Source organism: Allobosea sp. R86505 (assembly GCF_042466375.1).
Classification (GTDB): domain Bacteria; phylum Pseudomonadota; class Alphaproteobacteria; order Rhizobiales; family Beijerinckiaceae; genus Allobosea.
The window spans coordinates 2,640,214-2,662,788 of the sequence record NZ_JAXHPY010000001.1 but is presented as its reverse complement, the minus strand read 5'-3'; the positions used below and the strand labels follow the sequence as shown (position 1 = coordinate 2,662,788).

The window sequence follows — 22,575 nt, the reverse complement described above, 5'->3', positions numbered from 1 at the left end:
TGCGGCTCACCAGTCCAATTTCCGTCGGGGTTCAGCGCGCCGCGAGATCGTCGACCGCCTGCCGCAGGCCGGCGACACCGGCCAGGATCTGCGCTTGCGTGAAGCCGCTGAAGCCGAGGACGAGGCCGTCGCGCGCAACCGGCTCCAGGCCGAAGCGGCTGATCGGCGCGACCGTGATGCCCCGTTCCGCGGCGGCTCGGGTCAACGCGACGGCGTCGAGCCCCTCGCGCAGATAGGCGATGGTGTGCATGCCCGTATGGGTCGGAACCACCTCGAGAATTCCGCGCAGATGCGTGGCGGCCGCCTCCAGCAGCGCCTGGTGGCGCTCCTGGTAGAGCTTGCGCATGCGCCGGACATGGGTGGCGAAATGGCCCTCGACGATGAAGTCGGCGACGATGCCCTGCAGCGCGGTCGGCACGCCCGGCGAATAGGCGTCGAGGCAGATGCCGATCTGCCCGGCGAGTTGCGGAGGCGCCACCAGGAAGCCAAGGCGCAGCGACGGGAACAATGTCTTCGAGAAGGTGCCGACATAGATCACCCGACCGGTGAGGTCGATGCTGGTCAGCGTCGCCATCGGCGCGCCCTGAAAGCAGAATTCGCCGTCCCAATCGTCCTCGATGATCCAGGCCGCGCTCGCCTGGGCCGCTTCGAGCAAAGCGAGGCGACGCTCGAGGCTCATCTTGGCGCCGAGCGGCTGCTGATGGGCGGGCGTGACGAAGGCGAGCTTGAAATCCGGCGCGCGGCGCAGCCCTTCCTCGACGACGAGCCCGGACTCGTCGACCGGCACCGGCACGATGTCAGCCCCCGACAGGATCAGGCTGTTTCGGGCGCCGATGGCGCCGGGGTTCTCAAACCAGACCTTGTCGCCCGGGTTGATCAGCGTCGCCGCGAGGAGCTGGAAGGCCTGCTGGGCGCCTGCGACGATGAAGATCTGCTGCCATTCGCAGGCGATGCCCCGGTTGAGGCGCAGATGGGCGGCGATCGCCTGCCGTAGCACCGCCTCGCCATGGGGGTCGGGATAGCCCAGCACCTGCTGGCGCGCCCTGCGCCAGTGCCGGCCGGACAGCTTGGCCCATTGCGCCATCGGGAAGGCATCGAAGGCCGGCATCGCCGTGGTGAAGGCGCGCGGCTGGTGCGGCAGGCGCGCGCCGAACAGCTTCGAGGCGGAGTCCATCGCCTGGGCCAGCCGCACCTTCGCCGTCGGCACGGCCACCGCGGCGGCGGCCGGCGCCGGCCGCTCGCTCGCCAGCGCCTGGCTGACATAGGTGCCGGCGCCGACACGCGTCTCGACCAGCCCCTCAGCCGCGAGCCGCTCGAAGCTCTCGACGATCGTGGTGCGCGCGACACCGAACTCGTGCGCCAGCGTGCGTGTCGCCGGCAGGCGCTCGCCGACCTTGAGCGCGCCGCTCAGGATAAGCTCGCGCAGGCCCACGCAGATCTGCACGCTCAGCCCATGCGTCCCCTCCCGGTCCAGCACGATCGACTGCAGCAGGACGCCTTCCTCACGCTTGACCATGCCGGCTCCGGTGGGCGCGCCCTGAGGATTGGACTGCCGCTTTGATCAGAATGGACCTTGGGTTCAGTCCAATTCAAGCCCCCTCTCCGGACATGCCGGAGGCCGCAATCGCGCGGCATCGCGGCGTCAGCATTGGCAGTGGCTATGAAGATCACGCGGCTCGAAAGCTTCACCACGGTGGATGTCGGCTTCGTCCGCGTGACCTGCGAGGATGGCAGCCAGGGCTGGGGGCAGCTCTCGCCCTATAATGCGGACATCACCGCCACCGTCTTCCACCGCCAGGTCGCGCGCTGGGCGATCGGTGAGGATGCGCTCGCCATCGACGAACTCGTTGCCACCATCGGCGAGCGCGAACACAAGTTCCCAGGCTCCTATCTCTGCCGCGCCCTGACCGGGCTCGACACGGCCTTGTGGGACTGGCGCGGGCGGCGGGAGCGCAAAAGCGTCTGCGAGTTGCTCGGCGGCACGCCGCGGCCCTTCCCGGTCTACGCCTCCAGCATGAAGCGCGGCGAGATCACGCCGGAGGCGGAGGCGCAGCGTCTCGCCCGCCTGCGCGACGCCCATGGCTTCCGCGCCTTCAAGTTCCGGGTCGGGCGCGAATGCGGCCGCGACCGGGACGAATGGCCGGGCCGCACCGACGCCATCGTCCCGCAGGTGCGCGCGGCGCTGGGGGCGGATGCGACGCTGCTGGTCGACGCCAACAGCGGCTATTCGCCGGCCAGGGCGATCGCGGTCGGCCGCATGCTGCAGGACCATGGCGTCGTGCATTTCGAGGAGCCCTGCCCCTATTGGGAACATGGCTGGACGCGCGAGGTCCGCGAGGCGCTCGATCTCGACGTCACCGGCGGCGAGCAGGACTGCGACCTCGCGGTGTGGCGGGCGATGATCGAGGGCCGCGTCGTCGACGTGGTGCAACCCGACATCTGCTATATCGGCGGCGTCGGGCGCATGCTGACCGTGGCGCGCTGGGCGGCAGAGGCCGGACTGCCGGTGACGCCGCATTCGGCCAACCAGTCGATGGTGACGGTCTTCACGCTGCATGTCATGGGTGCGCTCGCCAATGCGGGGCCCTATGTCGAGTTCTCGATCGAGGGGCCCGACTATTATCCCTGGGAGCAGGGCCTGCTGCGAAACCCGCCCACGGCCAGGGACGGCATGGTCGCAATTCCCTCCGAGCCCGGCTGGGGCGTCGAGATCGAGCCGTCCTGGCTCGAGCGGGCCGACTACCAAGTGACCGAGGTCGCAACGTGAGCTTCGACCGGGCGGAACTGGTCGCGGAGGCGCGGCGGAGCGGCACGCTGGCGGGGCTGCCGTCCGAGCATTTCATCGACGGGCGCTTCGTGGCCTCGATCTCGGGCGCGAAGATGGAGAGCTTCGACCCCGGCCGCGGGGTGCCGTTTGCGACTTTCGCTGCCGGTTCTGCCGAGGATGTCGCGCGGGCGGTGGCGGCGGCGCGGGCGGCCTTGTCGGGGCCCTGGTCACGCCTGACACCGGCGGCGCGGGGTGAGATCCTGATGCGGGCGAGCCATCTGCTGCGCGAGCGGGCCGCGCGCTTCGCCGTCGTGGAGACGCTCGATTCCGGCAAGCTTCTGGCCGAATCCGAGGGCGATGTCGGGGGCGTCGTCCGCTGCCTCGCCTATTACGCCGGGGCCGCCGACAAGCTGCAGGGCGACAGCGTGCCGCTCGGGCCGGACCATCTGGGCGTGACGTTCGAGGAGCCGGTCGGCGTGGTCGCGCAGATCGTGCCCTGGAACTATCCGCTTTCGACTGCGGCCCGCGGCATCGCGCCGGCGCTGGCCGCCGGCTGCACGCTCGTCGTCAAGCCGGCCGAGCAGACGCCGTTCACGACGCTGATGCTGGCGGAGCTGCTGCACGAGGCGGGGCTACCGGCGGGCGTTCTCAACGTCGTCGCCGGAACGGGTTCGGAGGCCGGCACCGCGCTCGTCGGCCATCCGGGCATTGACCACATCACCTTCACCGGCTCGGTCGCGACCGGCCAGCGCGTGATGCGGGCGGCGGCCGAGCATGTGACGCGGCTGCAGCTCGAACTCGGCGGCAAGTCCCCGGTCGTCCTGATGGCCGACTGCGAGATCGAGGCGGCCATCGAGGGCGTGATCGGCGCGATCTACGAGAATGCCGGCCAGATCTGCTCGGCCGGCTCCCGGCTGATCGTGGAACAGACGATCGCGCAGGAGGTGCTGGACCGGCTCGTCGCACGCGTCGAAACCATGACGCTCGGGCATGGCCTGAGCGAGGCGCAGATCGGGCCGATCAATTCGCCCCTGCAGTTGGCGCGCATCGACGCCCATGTCGAACGGGCGCGCGCCGTCGGCAACCGCATCCTGACCGGCGGCGGCATCGTTCCCGACGCCGAGTGCGGCGGAGGCTGGTTCTACCGGCCGACCATCATCCTCGCTGATGGCCTCGACGATCCGCCGGTACAGGAGGAGATCTTCGGGCCGGTCCTGACCGTCCAGATCGTCAGAGGGCTGGACGAGGCGATCGTCGCCGCCAATGCGACGGCCTATGCCCTCGTCGCCGGCATCTACACGCGCGACCATGCCAGCGCCTGGCGCTTCGCCCGGGCGGTCGATGCGGGCCAGGTCTACATCAACGAGTTCTTCGCCGGCGGTGTCGCCATGCCCTTCGGCGGCAACCGGAAATCGGGTTTCGGCCGGGCCAAGGGCATGGCGGGCTTGCGCAGCTACTGCAAGCTCAAGAGTGTGGTGGCGCGGCTCTGATGCGGCCGGGAGGATACGACCGTATGTCGAGCGATCTGTTCAGCGCCGATTTCAAGGCGGCGCCCTATTGGTGGGATGGCGTGCCGCGCCCCGATTTGCCGGCTTCGGACCCGCCAAAGCAGGTCGATGTCGTCATCGTCGGCTCGGGCTACACCGGTCTCCAGGCGGCGCTCCAGATCGCGCGCGGCGGCCGCAGCACGGTGGTGCTCGACGCCGAGGCTGCCGGCTTCGGCTGCAGCACGCGCAATGGCGGCCAGATCTCGACGAGCATCAAGCCGGGCCTGGCGGAGCTGACCCGCCGCCATGGCGAGGCCAAGGCGGTCGCGATCCTCCAGGAGGGCCGGCGCTCGCTGACATGGCTCGGCGAATTCGTTCGCGACGAGGGCATCGACTGCGATTTCGGCGTGGTCGGGCGGTTTCACGCCGCCCATTCGCCGGGGCAGTACGAGGAACTGGCGCGTACCGTCGCGAACCAGCCGAAGGGTCTCGAGGTCGCCTGCCACGTCGTGCCGCGGGCCGAGCAGCACAGCGAGATCGGCTCGGACCTCTATCATGGCGGTGCGATCTTCGCCGAGCACGCCTCGATCGACCCGGCTCGCTACCATCAGGGGCTGCTGGAGCGCGTCCTGGCCGCCGGGGCGCAGCTGGTGCCGTTCTGCCCGGCAACCGCCATTGCGCGCACGGGTCAGGGCTTTCGGGTCGAGACGCCGCGCGGGACCATCGCCGCGCGCGACGTCGTCATCGCCACCAACGGCTACACCGGCCCGCTCACCGGCTGGATGCGCCGCCGTGTCATCCCGATCGGCAGCTATGTGATCGCGACCGAGGCGCTCGACCCGGCCCTCGTGGACAGGCTCATTCCGCGCAACCGCATCGTCAGCGACACCCGCAAGGTCGTGTATTACTACCGCGCCTCGCCCGATCGCCGCCGCATCCTGTTCGGCGGGCGTGTCTCGCTGAGCGAGACCGATCCGCGCCGCAGCGGGCCGAAACTCCATGCCGATCTCGCCGGGATCTTTCCCGAACTGGCGAGGACGCGCATCAGCCATTCCTGGTGCGGCTTCGTCGCCTACACCTTCGACGAACTGGCGCATATCGGCCGCCATGACGGCATGAACTACGCGATGGGCTATTGCGGCTCGGGGGTGGGCATGGCGAGCTATCTCGGCATGCGGCTGGGCCAGCAGGTGCTCGGCTTGGCGGAGGGAGCGACCGCCTTCGACGATCTGCCGTTCCAGACGCGGCCTTTCTACGGCGGCAACCCCTGGTTTCTGGCGCCGTCCGTGCTGTTCTACCGCTGGCGCGACCGGCTGGCGCGCTGATCGCGGCGGATTGGCCTTCCCGAATTCTCAGAATGGACCTTATGGGCAGACCAATTCCAACAAACTCTCCAGCGTGACAGAGGTGGGACGGGGCGCTGCGGCGACCTTCCGACTGCCGATGCAAACTGTGTCGTTCAGATCAGGAGACATGACATGCCCCAGCCGATCCTGCCGTCGCGATCGACCCTCGTCCTTCTCCTCAGCCTGGCCGGCGCGATGCCGGCCTTCGCACAGGAACTCACCGTCGTCTCCTTCGGCGGTTCCTATCAGGAAGCGCAGAGCAAGGCGCTGTTCGTGCCCGCCGCCAAGAAGCTCGGCATCAAGCTCAAGGAAGAGACCTATAGCGGCATCGCCGATCTGCGCCTCAAGGTGAAGGCCGGCGCCGTGACCTGGGACATCGTCGCCAGCGGCTCGGGCAGCGCGGCGCGCGCCGGTTCCGAGGGTATCCTCGAGAAACTGGACTACAAGGTCATCGACACCTCGAACTTCATTCCCGGCACGGCGCAGGATTACTGTGTCGGTGGCGATGTGTTCTCGACGGTGCTGGCCTGGAACACCAAGACCTACGGCCAGAACGGGCCGCAGAGCTGGGCCGATTTCTGGGATGTGAAGAAGTTTCCCGGCAAGCGCTCTTACCGCAAGGGCGTTGCCGGCGCGCTGGAGCCGGCCCTGATGGCCGACGGCGTCCCGCCGGAGAAGGTCTATGAGGTTCTGTCGCAGCCCGGCGGCATCGACCGCGCGATCAAGAAGATCCGCGAGCTGAAGCCGCATGTCGCGGTGTGGTGGGCATCCGGCGCCCAGCACGCCCAGCTCATGAAGGACGGCGAGGTCGACATGGTCACCGGCTGGAACGGGCGCTTCGACGTCGCCGCCAAGGACGGGGCGAAAGTCGCCTACACCTTCAACCAGGGCCTGCTCGACTATGACTGCTACGGCATCGCCAAGGGCGCACCGAACAAGGATCTGGCGATGAAGTTCCTCGCCGAGATCAGCAAGCCGGAATATCAGGCCGAGTTCACCAAATACATCACCTACGGCCCGACCAACAAGAAAGCCTACGATCTCGGCCTGATCGAGGCGGCCTATGCCAAGACCCTGCCGTCCCATCCCGACAATGCCGCCAAGCAGCTGCCGGTTGACCTCGCCTGGTACACCAAGTTCGAGGCGCAGGCTTCGGCCGCCTACCAGAACATGCTGACCGAATGAGGCAGGCGGCCGATCAAGGGGAGCCGATGGCGATGTCCGCCGCGGCTTCCCCCGCTCCCGCGATGGGCAATGCTCTGCCCATCGCCGTCCGGCGCCTGAGCAAGGCCTATGGCGCCGTAACCGTGCTCGACGAGGTCGATCTCGACGTCCGGCCCGGCGAGTTCCTGACCCTTTTGGGGCCCTCGGGCTCGGGCAAGACCACCCTGCTGATGGCGATCGCCGGCTTCCTGCGCCCCGACAGGGGCAGCATCCGCTTCGGCGAGCGCGAAGTCGTCCGGCTGGCGCCGCACAAGCGCGAAATCGGCATGGTCTTCCAGAACTATGCGCTGTTCCCGCATATGAGCGTGGCCCGCAATATCGGCTTTCCGTTGCGGCTGCGACGCGTGCCGGCTTCCGAGATCACAAGGCGCGTCGAGGCCGCGCTGGAGATGTTCCAGCTCGGCGGCTATGGCGAGCGCAGCATCACCCAGCTTTCGGGCGGCCAGCGCCAGCGCGTCGCGCTGGCCCGCGCCATCGTCTTCGAGCCGCGCATCATCCTGATGGACGAGCCGCTGTCGGCGCTCGACAAGCAGTTGCGCGAGCGCATGCAGATCGAGCTGCGGCAGCTCCATGACCGGCTTGGCACCACCACCGTCTACGTCACGCATGACCAGCGCGAGGCGCTGACCATGTCGGACCGCATCGCCGTGCTCGACCGCGGCAAGATCGCCCGGATTGATGCACCGCGGGCGATCTATGACCATCCGGGCAGCCGCTTCGTGGCGGAGTTCATCGGGGAATCCTCGTTCCTCGACGTCGATGTCGCGGACGGCATCTGCCGTGCGGCGGGGTCCGTCATCCGGGCGCCGCAGGTTCCGGTGGCGCAGGGACGCTGCGTGATGATGCTGCGGCCCGAGCGGCTGCGCATTCTGGACGGCAGCGAGAGCGAGGCGATGAACCGCTTCGACGGCAAGGTCCTGAGCGCGATCTATCAGGGCGACACGCTGCTGCTGCAGATCGTGCTGACCGATGGCAGCCCGGTGACCCTGCGCATGGCGACGCGCGGCGACGACGCGCCCCCGCCCGCCCGCGGCTCGCCCATCGCGGTCGGCATTGCGGTCGGCGACACGGTCCTGCTCGCCGATGAAGCGAAGGCAAAGGCGTGATGGCGGCCTCGCTCGACCTCGCCCGGGACCAGGGAGGCGACTTCCACGCCGCGGCGCTTCGGCGGGACCATTGGCGCGAAAGGCTGGGGCTGGCGGCGCTGGCGGCGCCGGCGCTGCTGCTCGTCGGCGTCATGGTGCTGCTGCCTGTGGGCTGGCTGTTCGGCCTGTCCTTCCAGGATGATGCGGGCGCGCCAAGCCTCGAGCATTACCGGCGCATGCTGGCCGAACCCTCCTATGGCCGGACCTTCCGCACCACCTTCGAGATCAGCCTCGCGACCACGCTCATCTGCATCCTGCTCGGCTATCCCCTCGCCTATTTCCTGTCGCAGCTGCCGCGGCGCGCGGCCAATCTCTGCATGATCGCGGTGCTGCTGCCGTTCTGGACCTCGCTTCTGGTGCGCACCTATGCCTGGCTGGTGCTGCTGCAGCGCAGCGGGCTGATCAACAGCTGGGGGATGCAGCTCGGCCTCTGGAGCGAGCCGCTGCAACTCGTCCACAATGTCGGCGGCACGCTGATCGGCATGGTCCACATCATGCTGCCCTTCCTCGTCCTGCCGCTCTACAGCACGATGCGGGCGATCGACCGCGACCTGCTGCGCGCCGCCTCCAGCCTCGGCTCGACGCCGGCCCACGGCTTCTGGACCGTGTTCTTTCCGCTGTCGCTGCCGGGGCTCGCCGCCGGCTCGGCGCTAGTCTTCGTGTTGTCGCTGGGCTTCTACGTGACGCCGGCCATGCTCGGGGGCGGCAAGGTGACGATGGTCTCGAACCGCATCGCCAACGACATCGAGCTGTTCTTCAACTGGGGCGCGGCGAGCGCGCTCGGCGTCGTGCTGCTGGTGATCACGCTCATCGTCCTCATGCTGGCGGCGCGGCTCTCGCGCGGCGCCGGCCTGTTCGGCGGAGGGCATTGAGCATGGGCTGGCTCGACCGTGCCGCCAGCGACACGCAGATCACGCATCGCTCGCGGCTCTGGCTCTACGCCGTCGGCGTTCTGGTCCTGGCGTTCCTCGCCCTGCCGACGCTGATCGTGATCCCGATGTCGTTCTCCCACTCGCAGTATCTCGAGTTTCCGCCACGGCAATGGTCGCTGCGCTGGTACGACGCCTATTTCTCCTCGCGAAGCTGGATGGCGGCGACGGCGACCTCGCTCAAGGCGGGAATCTGCACGGCCCTGCTGGCGACGCCGGTCGGCACGCTCGCCGCCTATGGCCTGCACGTCTCGCGGCTGCGTTTCGCCGGCGTCGCGATCCTGGCGCTGCTGACGCCGACCATCGTCCCGGTCATCCTCGTCGGCATCGCGCTCTTCTACGCCTTCGTGCAGTTGAAGATGGTCAACTCCTTCCTCGGGATCGTGCTCGCGCATACGATCCTGGCGGTGCCGATCGTGATGATGATCGTGGGCTCCGCCCTGAAGAGCTTCGATCTCGACCAGGAGCGCGTCGCGCGCAGCCTCGGCGCGACGCGGACGCAGGCCTTCGTCCAGGTGACGATGCCGCAGATCCGCTTCGCCATCGTGACCTCGGCGCTGCTGTCGTTCCTCACCTCCTTCGACGAGGTGGTGGTCTCGCTCTTCGTCTCGGGCGGGGACAACTCGACGCTGACGCGCGCGATGTTCATGGCCCTGCGCGACCAGATCGACCCGACCATCGCGGCGATCTCGACGATCATGATCGTGATCACCTCGCTGCTGCTGGCGGCGTCACAATGGCTCGGAAAGGGCGGTGATTCCGCGCGCGGCTGATGGAGGCCGGCTGTAGAGCCTGCCCGAAGCGTCGGCATCTTCGACCTGCCGGGGGGCAGGCGCCCGATCGAGGCGCCTGCGGCTGCCGGCCTCGCGGCCTCCCCGGACAAGCCCGTGCGCGTCTCGGGCAGCGGAGATGAGGTACCGCGCCACCGTCGCCGGCCGACCGGCTGCGGAGCATGTGCGTCGCGTTCAGGCGCCCCCTGCACCTTCCGCCGCAGCCCCCTGCCATCCCTGCAAAGCGCGCCAGTCCGGCTCGAGTTGCGCGAAGCGCTTCAGGCTGAACGACGTGATGTCGGCGAAGCCGCAGGCGCCCTCCACCACCAGATCCCGGATCGCGCGCCCGCTCGCGGGCGAGAGGCCGAAGCCGACGCTCGACAGCGTCGCCACGACGACGTTCGCCTGCGTATCGAGCCGGTCGATCACGGGCCGCCCGTCGGGCGTGTTCTCGATGACGCCGGCCCAGGAGCGGATGACGCGCGCATGCGCCGCCTTGGGGAACAGCTCCGCCAGTCGCCGCGCCATGGGGCCCATCAGCGGCGTCGTCGGCTTGGCGGGGGTGGCGTTGCCCTCGATCTCCAGCCATTCATGCGGTCCGCCGCCATAGGCGAGGTTGCCCCGCAGCGTCTGGCGGCCATAGAGCCCGTTCCCGTCGACGCCACCATAGGGCATCAGCGGAAGCGGCTCGGTGACGATCATCTCGCAGCGTGCGGACGCGACCGGCACGGCCTGGCCGAGCAGGCCTGAGAGAACGCCCGTCTGGGGCCCGGCGGCGAGCACGAGATGGTCGCAGGCGATGAAGCCACGCTGCGTTTCCACACCGGTGACGCGGCCCCCTTCCGTCCGGAAGCCCGAGACGGCGCAATGCTGCATCAGGCGACCGCCATGGTCCTGCAGCGCCCAGGCATAGGCCTGGAGCGTGCGATGGGGATTGGCGTGGCCGCCGAAACGGTAGAAATAGCCGCCGATCATCGTGTCGCCGGCCAGCGGCACCAGCTCCTTGATCTGTCGGACGTCCAGCACGTCGGATTGGAAGCCCTGGCGCGCGGCGTTGCGCAGGGCCCGGCCATAGAGGGCCATCTGCGCCTCGCTGGCGGCGAGCCGGATCCGGCCGGCGCTGAACTCGGTCGGATAGCCCAGCAACTCGTCCATCTGCGGCCAGAGCCGCTGCTCTTCGACGAACAGCGGCGAATGGTGGTGCGAGCAGCCGCCGCCATTGCGGCCGGACGCTTCCCAGCCGATCATGCCCTTGTCGATGACGAGGACATCGATGCCCTCGCGCGCCAGCCACCAGCCGGCCGACAGCCCCGTCACGCCACCGCCGACGATGACGACCGAGGCTCCCTTGGGCCGCTCCTGCGATGTTTCAGTCATCTGCTTCACGGCCCGCCTCACTCGCTCGCGACCGGCCCGGCGGCATCGTTGCCCGCAACCGTGTAGAGCGCCGGCACTTCCCAGAACGGGCGCCATTGCGCGTGCATGCCGAACCAGGTGTCCCAATGCTCGGCCTGCTCGGGTGCCTCGGGGATCTGGCCCGCGACCGAAAGCGGCAAGGGCCGGACGGGAGCCCGGTAGCTTGCCAGCGGGATCGACGACAGCGGCACCGCGGCGCTCAGGGCCAGCAGGGCCGCAACCTGTTCCCGGCAACGGCGGCCCTGGCAGGGGCCCATCCCGGCCCGGGTGAGCCGCTTGACCTGATCGGGGTTGGGCGGCTCGGCACCCAGCAGGGCCGACAGCGAACGGTCATTGCGGCGCTCGTCCTGCCAGCCGAGATAGCGCGGCGGCCGGACCTCCAGGATCTCGCGCGCCGTGACCTCCTCGCACTGGCAGACGACGACCTCTCCCCGCGCCTCGAGAACGCTCGCCCGCACCCAGGCGAGCCGGTAGGCGCCGACGTCGCATTCGGGAACACCGGGAAGCGCGCCTGCAGCAACGGCACCGCCATCGTCGATCCCGCAATCACGGACGATGGCCGCAGCCGCGCGCCGGCCCTCGGCCTCGGCCACGCCGCGATCGCGCGACTTGCCCGGCCAGAGGCCGGCGCTGTCGCCGACGGCAAAAATGTTGCGCAGGCTGGTGCGCTGGTCGCCATCGACGAACGGCGCATAGCCGCCCCGTTCCGGCTGGAAAGCGATACGGCAGCCGAGCGCGTCGAGCAGATCGACGACCGGCGTTGCCCCCACCGCCAGCACGATACCGTCGCAGGCGAGGCTGCGTTCGGGTCCAAACGCCCTGCCCTGCGCATCGATCCCGACGACCATCGCCGCCTCGACCCGATCGCGCCCGCCGGCCTCGCGGACGACATGGCGCGTCAGCATCTCCGTGCCACCCGATCTCAGATCCTCGGCAAGTTCGGGGGAGCCCATCATCTCATTGGCCTGCTCGACGACCGCCGCGATGACATGGCCGGCCTCGCGCAGCGCCAGTGCCGCTGTCAGCGCCTCGGTCGAGGAGCCGAGCATCACGATGCGGCGCGGTTCCAGCGCTCCATAACGGCCGGCCAGCGCGAGGGCTGCTGTGGCCCCGAGGACGCCCGGCTTCTCCCACCCCGGAAAGGCGAGGCCCATGTCGCGGCGGCCGGCAGCGACGATCACATGCTGCGCGGCGAGCATCCAGCAGCGCTCATCGTCGTTGAGGCCGGCGACCGTGCCCGGCAACCAGCCGAGGCTCGGACCATTGCTGTAGAGGCCCCAGCAGGCCGTGCCGAGCCTCAGATCGACCCCGGCCTCGAAAGCGGCCTCGATCAGCGGTTCGGAGGCGATGAAGGCTTCCATCATGGCGTTGCGGTTGCGCGCCTGCGCCGACATGGCCTGGCCGAAATGCAGCGGCACCTCGTCGCCCATCGTCTTGAACGAAATCGGGTTTTCATCGACGAGGACGACCGACAGGCCCCGCTCGGCCGCCTCGATCGCCGCAGCGAGCCCCGCAGGCCCGGCCCCGATGACGAGGATCTGGGTGCGCTCCGCGACGGGGAGGTCCTTGCCGGCGACGGATTTCGGATCCTGCGGTGCCATGGCGTCTCGCGTTGCTCCAGGGTGACGAAAGTGTTTCGCGTCGTGGCTCGCGCCGTTTGCCGGTCCGCGACAGCCTCATGCCGATCTGCGACAGGCGCGGGCCCGTCAGAGAACCTTGTCGAGAAAAGCCCGCGTGCGCTCTTCGCGGGCCGCACCGAACAGATCGGCGGGCGGGCCGTGCTCGACGATCACCCCGCCATCGGTGAAATAGACATGGTCGGCGACCTCCCGGGCGAAGCCCATCTCGTGGGTGACGAGGATGCAGGTCATGCCCTCGGCCGCGAGATGCTGGATCGTCACCAGAACCTCCTTCTTCGTTTCGGGATCGAGCGCGGCGGTGACCTCGTCGAAGAGCATGACCTTCGGGTTCATGGCGAGCGACCGGGCGATGGCGACCCGCTGCTGCTGCCCGCCCGACAATTCGCCCGGATAGGTCGCCAGCTTGTCCGAAAGCCCGACCTTGGCGAGCAGCATGCGCGCCCGCGCCTCGACTTCCGCCTTGTCCTGCTTCAGCACGTGCAGCGGCGCCATCATGACGTTCTGCAGCGCGTTCTTGTGGGGGAAGAGATTATACTGCTGGAAGACGATCCCGACATCGCGTCGTAGCGCGAGTTTGTCGAGGGCGGGATCGTTGACCTCCCGGCCAGCGACGCTGATCGAGCCGCGGCTGATCGGCACCAGCGCGTTGATGCAGCGCAGCAGCGTCGATTTTCCCGAGCCGGACGGGCCGATGATGCAGACCGTCTCGCCACGTCTGACCGTCAGCGCGACGTCCTTCAGCACCTTCAGCGCGCCGAAGGACTTCTCGACACCCTCGACGATGACGACGGGCTCGCCCAGTTGATGCCGGCTTGCCATGGTCTTTAGGCCTTCACGTTGAAGCGGCGCTCGAGGGACAGCGTCGCCCGCGCGATCGGATAGCAATAGGCGAAGAACATCAGCAGCAGCAGCAGATACATCGGGATCATCAGTTCCGGCCGGCTCTCGGCGACCAGGGCCGCCCGGGTGATCGTCAGGCCGTCCTGGATGCCGACGACCGAGATCAGCGTCGTGGCCATGGTCAGGATGGCGTAGAGGTTCATCCAGGGCGGGATCATCCGCTTGAACGCCTGCGGCAGGATGATCATCCACATCGTCTGGCGGCGGGTGAACGCGAGCGATTCCGCCGATTCCCACTGGCCCGACGGAATCGAGCGGATGCCGCCACGGACGATCTCGGAGACATTGGCGGCGACCGGCAGCGCCAGGCCGATGATCGCCTTGATCCAGGCGGGGAAGGCGATGGTCAGGCCGAGGACGCTGAACTCGAACGGCAGCAGGAACATCGCGTAGAAGAGCAGCACGAGCCAGGGCGCGTTGCGGAAGAACTGCGTCAGCCCCCAGGCGGCGCCGCGAACCGGCGCGACGACGGACACCTGCGCGATGCCGACGAGGACGCCGACCACCGTGCCCAGCGCCATGGAGAGGAAGCTGATCAGGATGTTGAACAGGAAGCCCTGGAAGATCAGCGGCGCCCAGCGCATGAGCACGGCCGCTGCGCTTTCGCCGGCGGGCCGCGCCGTCACCTGCGCCAACGCGAGCGACGCCCCGAACAGAAGGGCGAAACAGGCCAGGGTCGCGCCGCCCAGCAGGATGGGGGCGGCCAGCCCCGACGGCGCGATGCCCGCCGGGCTCCGATAGGGCAGCAGCACAGGCAGATCGGTCGAGGACGCCCTCATGTCGAGTAGCCCGGAATGCGCATGGCCCTCTCCCAGCGCCCCATCACGAAGACCAGGATCGCCACCAGCAGCACATAGGTGATGAGCAGCACGTTCATCATCTCGCGGACGTTGAAGCTCTCGGACCAGATCTGCGAGGCGGCGTAGAGCAACTCCGGCACCCCGATGGCGTAGGCCAGCGTCGTCGTCTTCACCAGGTTGATCAGGTTGTTGTTCAGCGCCGGCAGGCAGATGCGAAAGGCCAGCGGCATCACGACGTGAATGTAGAGTTGCAGCCGCGTGTAGCCGAGCGACTCGGCCGCCTCGACCGTCGTCGATGGCACGGCCTCGATGCCGGCCCTGAAGATCTCGACGTTGAAGGCGCCCGCGAAGAGCGAAAAGGCGATGATCGCCCAGCCGGTGCCCGAGACCAGCGGCGAGCGCCCGCCGAACCCGTCCGAGACGGTCGGCAGCAGGGTCGCGACCGCAAAATAGAAGAACGACAGCTGCACCAGAGGCGGCGTGTTGCGGAAGAACTGGACATAGCCGCGCACCAGCAGTCGCGCGAGGCGCGACCGGCTGCCTGCCAGCCAGACGCCGAGCAGGCCCAGCGCCAGCGAGGCGGCAATCGCGACGACGCAGATATAGCTCGTCGTCCACAGCCCGGTCAGGAACCGGCCCCGGTCGAAGGCGTCGTAGAAGACCGAGAAGTTCAGTCCCTGCGTTTCGTTCAGGCGCTCGAAATAGGCAGCGATCATCGTGAGGAATCCTGAAGACGAGCCGTCATGGTCGGGCTTGACCCGACCATCTCGTTAACCAGCGCCTTTTCCGTCCCCAGATTCTCGGATCTCCGCTGCGCTGCGTCCGAGAATGACGTGTAAACTACGACGCTGACTTCAGTTTCTTGTTGGTCTCGATCAGGTAAGGGCTCTGCTTGATCCCCCATTTCTTCTCGAGTTCGAGCAGCTTGCCGCTCTTGTGCCAATCGACCGACATCTCCTTGAGCAGCTTGCCGAAGGGGCCCGCCATATCCTCCAGCCGGATGCCGATGGCCCAGAGCTGCGGATCCTCCGACACCAGCGGCATCTCGTAATTGGCCCATTTCGGGTCGCCACCCGACAACGTCGAGACGATCAGCGTGTCGTCGAACAGAAAGGCGACGCAGTTGTTGCCAGCCAGCGCGTTCAGAGCGTCGGGGACGGACGGAAATACGACCAGTTCGGGCGCATACATCTGTGTCACGCGGCGATTGTAATAGGCGCCCTGCACGCCGCAGACCTTGCGCCCCTTCAGATCGGTCCAGGACTTCAGCCCAGCGCTCTTGGGCGCCAGAACATTGGTCGCGCCGGCATAGTAGTTCGGCTCGACCATGCCGACGATCTTGCGGCGCTCCGCCGTGTCGCCCATCGTCGCCAGCACCATGTCGATCCGGCCCTGGCGGAGAAATTCCATGCGGTTGGCGGCGATGACCGGCAGCATCTCCAGCTTCACGCCGAGCTTGTCGGCGACAGCCTGAGCGAGGTCGATCTCCAGCCCGACGATTTTGCCGGACGGCTCGAGGAAGCCCCAGGGCTTGTAGTCGTTCTTGACGCCAACGGTCAGGACGCCCTTCTCCTTGATCTTGGCGACGGTGTCCTGAGCGAGAGCCGGCAGAGCGGAGAGACCGGCTGCGCAGGCCAGTGCGATAGCAAGCAGGCGTTTCATGGCTGTTCGTTCCCCGTTTTCGTTGATCCCTTAAGGTTCGCGGGCGGGCCGGGGACGAATTGTCGCAGAGCGACGGTTTTTTGACGTTCAGCGCCAAACCGGGTCGGCCGACGGCGTGCGTTCGGTGCGCGGTGCATGGCCGAAGCGGGTGCGGTAGGCGCGGGAAAAATGGCTGGCACTGGCGAAACCGCAAGCCAAAGCGATCTCCAGCACCGAGAGTGTCGTCTGACGCAAGAGATCCCGCGACCGATCGAGCCTCAGCCCGAGATAATGCTCGCCGAGCGAGCGACCGAGATGCAGCCGGAACAACCGTTCGAGCTGACGCAGGGAGACGCCGGCCGTGCGCGCCAGTTCCTCCCGGCCGACCGGATTCTCCAGGCTCTGTTCCATCCGGCCGACGACGCGCAGCAGCGGCGCGTGACTGATGCCCAGCCGCTCGCGCAAGGGCATGCGCTGGGGGCCGGCGCCCTCGCGTACATGAGTCTGGAGGAACCACTCGCTCACCGCGAGCGCCAGCTCGCTGCCATGATCGCGGGCAATGACCGCATGCATCATGTCGAGCGGCGCGGTGCCGCCGCTACAGGTCAGGCGGTCGCGGTCGATCTCGTAGAGCGAGCGACGCAGGTCGAGCTCGGGATAGTCCTCCAGGAAGGCCGGAGCATGTTCCCAGTGAATGGTGAAGCGATAGCCCGACAGCACATTGGCCCGCGCCAGGACATAGGGCCCGCCCGAGACGCCGCCGAGCCGGACGCCGCGCCGGGCCAGTTGCCGCAGCCAGGAAAAAGTCGGGCCATGCTGGAAGGCGGCGGGATTGCCCCCGGCGCAGACGACGACATAGTCGAAGCGGGCCTCCTCCCCCAGGCCGCAATCGGCCTGGATGCTGACGCCGTTCGAAGCCGGAGCGGGGCGGCCGTCTATCGAGACATGGCTCCAGCGGTAGAGGTCGCGGCCCGAGAGCCGGTTGGCGGCCCGCAAGGGTTCGATCGCCGAGGCATAGGCCAGAAGGGCAAAATCCGGGATCAACAGAAAGCCGACATGGGTCGGCCGCTCACTGTCGCTCACGATCAATCGGGCGTCGCTGTCGGTCATGTTGACGAGCCTATGTCCGGCAATCTCGGCGACACAAGGCTCATCTCGCAACAGGCCCGCGAGGGAGCGATGTCCGCCTTGATCACTCTGGATGTCGACCGGATCGCCGATGCGCTATTCCATCTTTTCCCTGGCCGCGCAGACGCTGAGAGGCCATCGCGGCTGGACGCCCGCCTGGCGCGACGCCGCGCCCAAGCCCGCCTATGATGTCCTGGTCATCGGCGGCGGCGGTCACGGCCTCGCGACAGCCTATTACCTGGCCAGCCAGCACGGCATCACCAATGTCGCGGTGATCGAGAAAGGCTATATCGGCTCGGGCAATGTCGGGCGAAACACCACGATCATCCGCTCGAACTACCTGCTGCCCGGCAACACGCCCTTCTACGAATTGTCGCTCAAGCTCTGGGAGGGGCTGGAGCAGGACATCAATTACAACGCCATGGTCAGCCAGCGTGGCGTGCTGAACCTCTATCATTCCGACGCCCAGCGCGACGCCTTCGCCCGTCGCGGCAATGCGATGCGGCTGGCGGGCGTCGATGCCGAACTGCTCGACCGCGAGCAGGTCCGGGCGATGGTGCCCTTCCTCGACTACGGCAATGGCCGCTTCCCGATCCAGGGCGGGCTCCTGCAGAAGCGCGGCGGCTCGGTGCGCCACGACGCCGTCGCCTGGGGCTATGCCCGCGCCGCCGACCGGCGCGGCGTCGACATCATCCAGAACTGCGAGGTCACCGGGCTGTCGATCGAGAACGGCCGCATCACCGGCGTCGAGACCACGCGCGGCCCGATCCGCGCCGGAAAGGTGGCGCTCGCCGTCGCCGGCAACTCGTCGCGCCTGGCCGCCATGGCCGGGATGCGCCTGCCGATCGAGAGCCATGTGCTGCAGGCCTTTGTCTCCGAGGGCCTCAAGCCACTGATCGACACGGTCGTCACCTATGGCGCGGGCCATTTCTACATCAGCCAGTCCGACAAGGGCGGGCTGGTCTTCGGCGGCGACATCGACGGCTACAACTCCTACGCCCAGCGCGGCAACCTGCCGGTGATCGAGGACGTGATGGAATCGGCCATGGCGCTGTGGCCCGGCCTCGGTCGCGTCCGGATGCTGCGGCACTGGGGCGGCGTCATGGACATGTCGATGGACGGCTCGCCGATCATCGATCACACCCCGGTCGAAGGGCTCTATCTCAACGCCGGCTGGTGCTATGGCGGCTTCAAGGCGACGCCGGCCTCAGGCTTCTGCTTCGCGCATCTGATCGCCCGCGACACGCCGCATGAGGTCGCGACCGCCTACCGGCTCGATCGCTTCGCGACAGGGCATGTGATCGACGAAAAGGGCGCCGGCGCCCAGCCCAACCTGCATTGACCGGGCACAGGACTCATCCATGCGCATCGCCTGCCCCCATTGCGGCTCCCGCGACGTCCAGGAATTCGCTTATCTTGGAGACGCCGCACCGCGTCGCCCCGACGGGATGGAGGCAACCGCAGCCGCCATGGTCGACTATGTCCACCAGCGCGACAATCCGGCCGGCTCGCATCGCGAACTCTGGTATCACGCAGCCGGCTGCCATGCCTGGCTGGTCGTGACCCGCGACACGCGCACGCACGCCATCGACGCCGTCGAGACGATGGCTCAGGCCAGAGCCGGAGCTTCGGCATGAGCGCCTCGACGCAGCCCTTCCGCCGGGGCGATGGCGGTCTGATCGACCGTAGCCGGCCGCTTTCGTTCCGCTTCGACGGCCGCAGCCATCAGGGCTTCGAGGGCGATACGCTGGCGTCGGCGCTGCTGGCCAACGGCGTCAGGCTTGTCGGCCGGTCGTTCAAATATCACCGTCCGCGCGGCATCCTCTCGGCTGGACCCGAGGAGCCCAACGCGCTGGTCGAGCTGAGATCGGGCGCGCGGCGCGAGCCCAACACCCGCGCCACCGTGGTGGAGCTCTTCCACGGCCTCGAAGCCCGCAGCCAGAACCGCTGGCCCTCGCTCGCCTTCGACCTGCTCTCGGTGAATTCGCTGCTGGGCCCGGCCCTGCAGGCGGGGTTCTACTACAAGACCTTCATGTGGCCGGCCTCCTTCTGGGAGAGGCTGTACGAGCCGCTGATCCGCCGCGCCGCCGGGCTCGGCCGCGCGGCCGGGCTGGAGGACCCCGACCATTACGAGAAGGCCTTCGCCTTCTGCGACGTCCTGATCATCGGCGGCGGGCCGGCGGGCATCGCTGCGGCCCTGGAGGCTGGTCGCAGTGGCGCCCGCGTCATCATCTGCGACGAGGACAGCCGCCTCGGCGGCAGGCTCCTGGCCGAGCGGCGCGAGATCGACGGGCAGCCGGCGGTGGACTGGCTGAGAGACGCGCTGGCGGAGCTTGCGAGCCTGCCGGATGTCACGATCATGCCGCGCAGCACGGTCTTCGGCGTCTACGACCACGGCGTCTACGGCGTCGTCGAGCGGGTGTCAGACCATCTCGCGGTGCCGCTTCCGCATCAGGCCCGGCAGCGCAGCTGGCGCATCACGGCGCGACGCGCCGTTCTGGCGGCAGGCGCGATCGAGCGGCCGATCGTCTTTGCCGGCAACGATACGCCGGGCGTCATGCTGGCCGGTGCCGTGAGGAGCTATCTCAACCGCTTCGGCGTGCTGCCGGGGCGTGAGGCCGTCGTCTTCACCACAGGCGACGATGGCTGGGCGACGGCGCGCGATCTCGCGGCCGCGGGCGCACGCGTGGCGGCGGTCGTCGATCCCCGCACCGACCCGGATCCCGGCTTGATTGCGCTCGCCGCGCAGATCGGCGCCCGTGTTTTCGCGGGCAGCGTCGTCTGCCGCGCATCGGACGGACGGTCGCTGAGCTCCATTGACATCCGCGACGCCTCCGGACGCGAGCAGACGATCGCCTGCGATCTGGTCGCCGTCTCGAACGGCTGGAACCCGACGCTGCACCTGACCTCCCACCAGAATACACGACCTGTCTGGGACGAGGCGATCCAGGCCTTCGTGCCAGGCACGATGCCCGTCGGACTGAGCGTCGCCGGCAGCGCGGCCGGGCGGTTCTCGCTGGCCGAGGCCTTGGTGGACGGTGCGAGGTTGGGCCGCGAGGCCGCTGCCGACATTGGCTTCGACAGCGCTGCGGAGCCGGCGACGCCCATAACCGATCCCGAGGGTTTCGCTTTGTCGCCGGTCTGGCGGGTCAAGGGTGGAAAGGGCAAGGCCTTCGTCGATTTCCAGAACGACGTCACCGACGCGGACATCGAACTCGCCGCCCGCGAGGGTTTCCGGCCGGTGGAGCATCTCAAGCGCTACACCACGCTCGGGATGGCGACGGACCAGGGCAAGACCTCCAACATCGCCGGGCTGGCGATCATGGCCGAGCAGACCGGCCAGACGATCCCGCAGACCGGCACGACCATCTTCCGTCCGCCCTATACGCCGGTCGCCATCGGGGCCCTCGCGGGCCATCATCGCGGCCGCGACTTCAGGCCGACCCGGCTGAGCCCCACCCATTCCTGGTCGCAGAAGCAGGGGGCAGTCTTCATCGAGGCCGGCGCCTGGATGCGGGCGCAGTATTATCCCCACCCAGGCGAAACCGACTGGCTGACCAGCGTCAACCGCGAGGTGCTTGCCGTCCGCAACGGGGTGGGACTCTGCGACGTCTCCACCCTCGGCAAGATCGACATCCAGGGGGCGGATGCCGCCGACTTCCTCGAGCGCGTCTACTGCAACGGCTTCAAGGCCTTGCCGGTCGGCAAGGCGCGCTACGGGCTGATGCTGCGCGAAGACGGCTTCGTCATGGATGACGGTACGACGTCGCGGCTGGCGCAGACGCATTTCCTGATGACCACCACCACCGCCAATGCCGGCAAGGTGATGCAGCATCTCGAATTCTGCCATCAGGTCCTGTGGCCCGATCTCGATGTGCACATGGTGTCGGTCTCCGAGCAGTGGGCGCAGGCCGCCATCGCCGGCCCCAAGGCGCGTCTGGTTCTGCAGGGCGTCGTCGACGCCGAACACGACCTCTCGAACGAGGCCTTCCCCTATCTGGCGGCGCGGGCGCTCACGGTCGGCGGCGGCCTGCCAGCGCGGCTGTTCCGGATCTCGTTTTCGGGCGAGCTCGCCTATGAGCTCGCGGTCCCCGCCGGCTATGGCGAGGCGATGATGGGGGCCCTGATGGCAGCCGGCACCGCCCATGGCATCACGCCCTATGGTACCGAGGCGCTCGGCGTGATGCGGATCGAGAAGGGCCATGTCGCCGGCAACGAACTCAGCGGCCAGACCACGGCGCGCGACCTCGGGCTCGGCAAGATGATGTCGTCGAAGAAGGACTATCTCGGGCGGCTGATGGCCCAGCGCCCGGCGCTCATCGAGGCCGATCGCCCTCGCCTCGTCGGGTTCAAGCCGGTGGATCCGACACAGCGCCTGCGGGCCGGCGCCCATTTCATCGGGACGGGAAAACCGGCGACGATGCACCATGACGAAGGCTACATAACCTCGGTCGCCTATTCGCCCGTGCTCGGGCACTGGATCGGCCTCGGCCTGCTCAGGAACGGGCCTGAGCGCCTGGGTGAACGCGTCCGCGCCGTCGACCCGGTGCGCAATGGCGATGTCGAGATCGAGATCTGCTCGCCCGTCTTCGTCGACCCGGAAGGAACGCGTCTCCATGGCTGAGATCGGCATGGCATGGACAGCGCGCGGCGCCTGGACGGGAATCGCCGCGGCGGGTGCGTTCGGCGCCCTCCAAGACGGCGTCAGGGTGCAACTGCGTGAAGGACTGGGCATCGCCAGCCTGATCGCCGGCCGGGAGCAGGAGCCCGCGCTCGAACGCGCGCTGGAGAGCCGCTATGGCCTCAGCCTGCCGACAGGTCCCGCGGCCGTCTCGTCGGCGAGCCACACACTGCTCTGGTCGGGGCCCGGACAATGGCTTCTGCTGGCAGCCTCCGGCGCGGGCTTTGCCGAAGACTGCGCCGGCTTGGCGGGGCTGGCCGCCGTGGCGGAGCAGAGCGACGGACGCGCTGTGCTGTCGCTCTCCGGAACCATGGTTCGCCAGACCCTGGCCAAGGGCTGCATGGTCGATCTGCACCCCCGGGCCTTTCCCGTCGGAATGACGGCTCTGACCAGCATCGCCTATGTCAATATCCAGCTCTGGCGCGCCGAGGACGGGCCGGAGGGCGCCGTCTACGAGGTCATGGTTCCCCGGAGCATGGCGGGAAGCTTCTGGTCGTGGTTTTCGGCCTCGGCCGCAGAGTTCGGCTGCGCGATCACGGTCAGCCGAGACTGACCGACACGCGTCTTCCCGCAGCGCCGCAGGTTCGGGATTTCGTCGGCCATCGGGGTCCCCCGCCGATCCGCCGACGCCGAGACACCTCGGCCCTACCGCAGGGCTCACGACCGCGGTCCACGTCACCGATGCGAAGCGGCCCCATGAC

The 22,575-nt window shown here is 68.3% G+C and carries 19 protein-coding genes; 11 read left to right on the top strand and 8 right to left on the bottom strand.

Annotation, left to right across the window (positions count from 1 at the left end):
* Positions 1-31: 31 nt before the first annotated feature.
* Positions 32-1,516, bottom strand: a complete 1,485-nt coding sequence (pdxR, locus tag SJY11_RS12885) for a MocR-like pyridoxine biosynthesis transcription factor PdxR (RefSeq protein ID WP_376987013.1) — start codon at positions 1,514-1,516, stop codon at positions 32-34.
* Between the two features lie 144 nt (positions 1,517-1,660).
* Here pdxR and SJY11_RS12880 point away from each other — a divergent pair, with 144 nt between their 5' ends.
* From SJY11_RS12880 to SJY11_RS12850, 7 genes are all read left to right on the top strand, one after another.
* Positions 1,661-2,767 carry a mandelate racemase/muconate lactonizing enzyme family protein gene (locus SJY11_RS12880; protein ID WP_376987012.1) on the top strand — a complete coding sequence of 369 codons (1,107 nt, stop codon included), beginning with the start codon at positions 1,661-1,663 and terminating at the stop codon, positions 2,765-2,767.
* Positions 2,764-4,257, top strand: coding sequence for an aldehyde dehydrogenase family protein (locus SJY11_RS12875; protein WP_376987011.1), 1,494 nt, complete (start codon positions 2,764-2,766; stop codon positions 4,255-4,257). Before SJY11_RS12880 ends, SJY11_RS12875 begins: the two co-directional genes overlap by 4 nt.
* Positions 4,258-4,280: 23 nt before the next feature.
* Positions 4,281-5,579: an NAD(P)/FAD-dependent oxidoreductase gene (locus SJY11_RS12870; RefSeq protein WP_376987010.1), complete on the top strand. Its 1,299-nt coding sequence runs from the start codon at positions 4,281-4,283 to the stop codon at positions 5,577-5,579.
* A 153-nt stretch (positions 5,580-5,732) separates the two neighbouring features.
* Positions 5,733-6,785: an ABC transporter substrate-binding protein gene (locus SJY11_RS12865; RefSeq protein WP_376987009.1), complete on the top strand. Its 1,053-nt coding sequence runs from the start codon at positions 5,733-5,735 to the stop codon at positions 6,783-6,785.
* Between the two features lie 32 nt (positions 6,786-6,817).
* Positions 6,818-7,930 carry an ABC transporter ATP-binding protein gene (locus tag SJY11_RS12860; protein WP_376987008.1) on the top strand — a complete coding sequence of 371 codons (1,113 nt, stop codon included), beginning with the start codon at positions 6,818-6,820 and terminating at the stop codon, positions 7,928-7,930.
* The gene (locus tag SJY11_RS12855; RefSeq protein ID WP_376987007.1) at positions 7,930-8,841 is read left to right on the top strand and encodes an ABC transporter permease; all 912 of its coding nucleotides are present in this window, start codon (positions 7,930-7,932) and stop codon (positions 8,839-8,841) included. Before SJY11_RS12860 ends, SJY11_RS12855 begins: the two co-directional genes overlap by 1 nt.
* A 2-nt stretch (positions 8,842-8,843) precedes the next feature.
* Positions 8,844-9,671, top strand: coding sequence for an ABC transporter permease (locus tag SJY11_RS12850; protein WP_376987006.1), 828 nt, complete (start codon positions 8,844-8,846; stop codon positions 9,669-9,671).
* Between the two features lie 192 nt (positions 9,672-9,863).
* On the opposite strand, the gene SJY11_RS12845 is transcribed toward SJY11_RS12850, so the two are convergent.
* The 7 genes from SJY11_RS12845 to SJY11_RS12815 form a co-directional block, all read right to left on the bottom strand.
* On the bottom strand, positions 9,864-11,045 hold the full coding sequence (locus tag SJY11_RS12845; RefSeq protein WP_376989319.1) for an NAD(P)/FAD-dependent oxidoreductase: 1,182 nt from the start codon (positions 11,043-11,045) through the stop codon (positions 9,864-9,866).
* A gap of 17 nt (positions 11,046-11,062) precedes the next feature.
* A complete protein-coding gene (locus tag SJY11_RS12840) occupies positions 11,063-12,685 on the bottom strand; it encodes an FAD-dependent oxidoreductase (RefSeq protein ID WP_376987004.1) in 1,623 nt (540 codons plus the stop codon).
* Between the two features lie 105 nt (positions 12,686-12,790).
* A complete protein-coding gene (locus SJY11_RS12835; RefSeq protein ID WP_376987003.1) occupies positions 12,791-13,543 on the bottom strand; it encodes an amino acid ABC transporter ATP-binding protein in 753 nt (250 codons plus the stop codon).
* A 5-nt stretch (positions 13,544-13,548) separates the two neighbouring features.
* Positions 13,549-14,403: an amino acid ABC transporter permease gene (locus tag SJY11_RS12830; RefSeq protein WP_376987002.1), complete on the bottom strand. Its 855-nt coding sequence runs from the start codon at positions 14,401-14,403 to the stop codon at positions 13,549-13,551.
* A complete protein-coding gene (locus SJY11_RS12825) occupies positions 14,400-15,140 on the bottom strand; it encodes an amino acid ABC transporter permease (RefSeq protein WP_376987000.1) in 741 nt (246 codons plus the stop codon). The genes SJY11_RS12830 and SJY11_RS12825 overlap by 4 nt, the downstream gene beginning before the upstream one ends.
* Positions 15,141-15,264: 124 nt before the next feature.
* Positions 15,265-16,086, bottom strand: coding sequence for a transporter substrate-binding domain-containing protein (locus SJY11_RS12820; RefSeq protein WP_376986999.1), 822 nt, complete (start codon positions 16,084-16,086; stop codon positions 15,265-15,267).
* Positions 16,087-16,173: 87 nt separating this feature from the next.
* Positions 16,174-17,175 (bottom strand): GlxA family transcriptional regulator, encoded by a 1,002-nt coding sequence (locus tag SJY11_RS12815; RefSeq protein ID WP_376986998.1) that lies wholly within the window; start codon positions 17,173-17,175, stop codon positions 16,174-16,176.
* Positions 17,176-17,284: 109 nt separating this feature from the next.
* On the opposite strand from SJY11_RS12815, the gene SJY11_RS12810 reads away from it, so the two are divergent.
* The 4 genes from SJY11_RS12810 to SJY11_RS12795 are packed head-to-tail and all read left to right on the top strand — an operon-like array spanning position 17,285 to position 22,427.
* Positions 17,285-18,535, top strand: a complete 1,251-nt coding sequence (locus SJY11_RS12810; RefSeq protein ID WP_376986996.1) for a sarcosine oxidase subunit beta family protein — start codon at positions 17,285-17,287, stop codon at positions 18,533-18,535.
* Between the two features lie 19 nt (positions 18,536-18,554).
* Positions 18,555-18,830, top strand: a complete 276-nt coding sequence (locus tag SJY11_RS12805; protein ID WP_326911457.1) for a sarcosine oxidase subunit delta — start codon at positions 18,555-18,557, stop codon at positions 18,828-18,830.
* On the top strand, positions 18,827-21,817 hold the full coding sequence (locus tag SJY11_RS12800; RefSeq protein WP_376986995.1) for a sarcosine oxidase subunit alpha family protein: 2,991 nt from the start codon (positions 18,827-18,829) through the stop codon (positions 21,815-21,817). Before SJY11_RS12805 ends, SJY11_RS12800 begins: the two co-directional genes overlap by 4 nt.
* Positions 21,810-22,427, top strand: a complete 618-nt coding sequence (locus SJY11_RS12795) for a sarcosine oxidase subunit gamma (protein ID WP_376986994.1) — start codon at positions 21,810-21,812, stop codon at positions 22,425-22,427. The genes SJY11_RS12800 and SJY11_RS12795 overlap by 8 nt, the downstream gene beginning before the upstream one ends.
* Positions 22,428-22,575 lie beyond the last annotated feature (148 nt).